This window comes from Bacillus mycoides (assembly GCF_001757995.1).
Taxonomy (GTDB): Bacteria; Bacillota; Bacilli; order Bacillales; family Bacillaceae_G; genus Bacillus_A; species Bacillus_A mycoides_B.
This window is the reverse complement of the sequence record NZ_LXLV01000108.1, coordinates 1-1,754: the sequence shown is the minus strand read 5'-3', so window position 1 is coordinate 1,754 and position 1,754 is coordinate 1. Positions and strand designations below refer to the sequence as shown.

2 protein-coding genes and 1 pseudogene are annotated in these 1,754 nt (G+C 26.9%); 2 read left to right on the top strand and 1 reads right to left on the bottom strand.

From position 1 onward, the window contains the following. Positions 1 to 745: 745 nt before the first annotated feature. Entirely contained in the window at positions 746 to 982 is a 237-nt protein-coding gene (locus BWGOE10_RS28790) for a helix-turn-helix transcriptional regulator (RefSeq protein WP_000659766.1), read from the top strand. Beyond that, a complete protein-coding gene (locus BWGOE10_RS28785; protein WP_070141137.1) occupies positions 975 to 1,304 on the top strand; it encodes a 6-aminohexanoate hydrolase in 330 nt (109 codons plus the stop codon). Before BWGOE10_RS28790 ends, BWGOE10_RS28785 begins: the two co-directional genes overlap by 8 nt. Before the next feature lie 293 nt (positions 1,305 to 1,597). On the opposite strand, the pseudogene BWGOE10_RS28780 reads toward BWGOE10_RS28785, so the two are convergent. Next, positions 1,598 to 1,754 (bottom strand): annotated as a pseudogene (locus tag BWGOE10_RS28780) (ATPase); the annotation flags it as partial.

Sequence of the window (1,754 nt, the reverse complement as noted above, 5' to 3'; positions counted from 1 at the left end):
TTCATTATTCCGCAATTATTTATAAAAATTATCATACCTTAATACGAAAAAAGAGGAGGAAATAATATGGCAATCGCAATGGCAGTTTTAAAATTTGTAGGTGGAATCATTCCATTTGTACAAGAACTTTTAAAAGCAGTAATGTAAGTTCATTATTCCGCAATTATTTATAAAAATTATCATACAAATGATCTGTATATCAAAAGTGAATTGATGTGCAGATCATTTGTGTGAGCGAAGTCCCTTTAGCATTATGAAGGGACTTTTTTGTTATTACCGAAAGTAAACTTTTAGATATTGGTTTACTTTCATTATCATTAAGAAACATAAAAAAGCCGACCTTTAATCGATCCGTTTTTTTATGTTTCTTTTGTCTAAAATTACAGAAATAATAAGCAAGACGGTTAATATAATAATTACATTCAAATCACTTTCATCTTTTAGAAAAAATGAATACAAAATATAAATCACCAATAATACTCCACAAATCAAATTTGAAATTTTATGCAATAAAATCTCCCCTTCCCGAAAAAAAACATATATTTCCAATTTTAACATAAAAAGGTTGTTTAATTGCAAAACTCCATGATTGGTTTAAATGTAAACTTTTAAATAGAAGTTTACTTTCAAGAAATATATAGTATTTCTTTTAATTTATATAAAAATTTTTATCTTTTGTATAATTAAACTTTACTTTTTTATAAAATAAGTTTAATATAAGTCTTAAGAAAGGAAGGTGTTACCTATGAAGGAAAAACATGGCGACTCTATAACAAATAAAGTCTATGAATATAGGGTATTAAAAAGAATGTCACAAAAAGATTTAGCTGATGCTGTTGGGGTTTCTAAACAAACGATATTTGTTATGGAAAAGAATAATTACTCTCCTTCACTAGTGTTAGCATATCGAATAGCAAATTATTTTGAAGTTGATATAAACGAAATATTCTCTTATGTAGGAAAGGAAGATAATAATGATTGATCTATTAAACAAATGGATGTTAGAAAGCACAGACAATTTCAATATCGTTGTAGGATTTATATCACTTCTACTTGTAGGTTCATGTATTGTACTTATTATCATCTACAAAAAAATTGGTAAACCAGATGAAAGAACAAATGCTATTTATTTTAAAATTACTTCTCGTATGTTTACTACTCAAATTCTAATGAACGCTATATTTATTTCTTTAGTTGGTAAAGATATTGAGAATTTCCGTCAAATCTTTATATTATTCGAAGCCTTTGTATTCTTTGTTGGAGCTATTTATTCGTTTAAATTATATAGACAGGAATATAAATAATTCACTTGCAAGAAACAATAAAAAACAGTAGTGATTTTATACACTACTGTTTTTTATTGTTTCTTTTCGAAAGTAAACTTTTACATATTAGTTTACATTCGAATTCCCTATATCATTGAGTTCAAACCAAATCCCCTGATATCCTCAAAATACACAACAAAAGTATACATTCAAAACACTACAAATAAAGAAGTGATTATAGCTAAACATAAATAGCTAATTCACTTAATCTATGATTATCAACAATTAAATAAGGGTGGGTTATTTTTTAGATAACCCACCCTTATTTAAAACTAAAGAATCTGCGTTAGTTCTGAATTCAAAACTCGTTGTGCAGTAATAATAACATTACCAGGTGCTATTCCGTAGACACTGTATAAACCACCGTTTTGATTAGGAACAATTTCAACTTCATATTGAAGCGCTTGTCCCAAAGTAGAGTGAACTAAA

What these genes read in the sequence shown, in the direction of transcription:
- BWGOE10_RS28790 (WP_000659766.1), top strand. Translation starts at nt 746, where the DNA reads ATGAAGGAAAAACATGGCGACTCTATAACAAATAAAGTCTATGAATAT.
- BWGOE10_RS28785 (WP_070141137.1), top strand. Translation starts at nt 975, where the DNA reads ATGATTGATCTATTAAACAAATGGATGTTAGAAAGCACAGACAATTTC.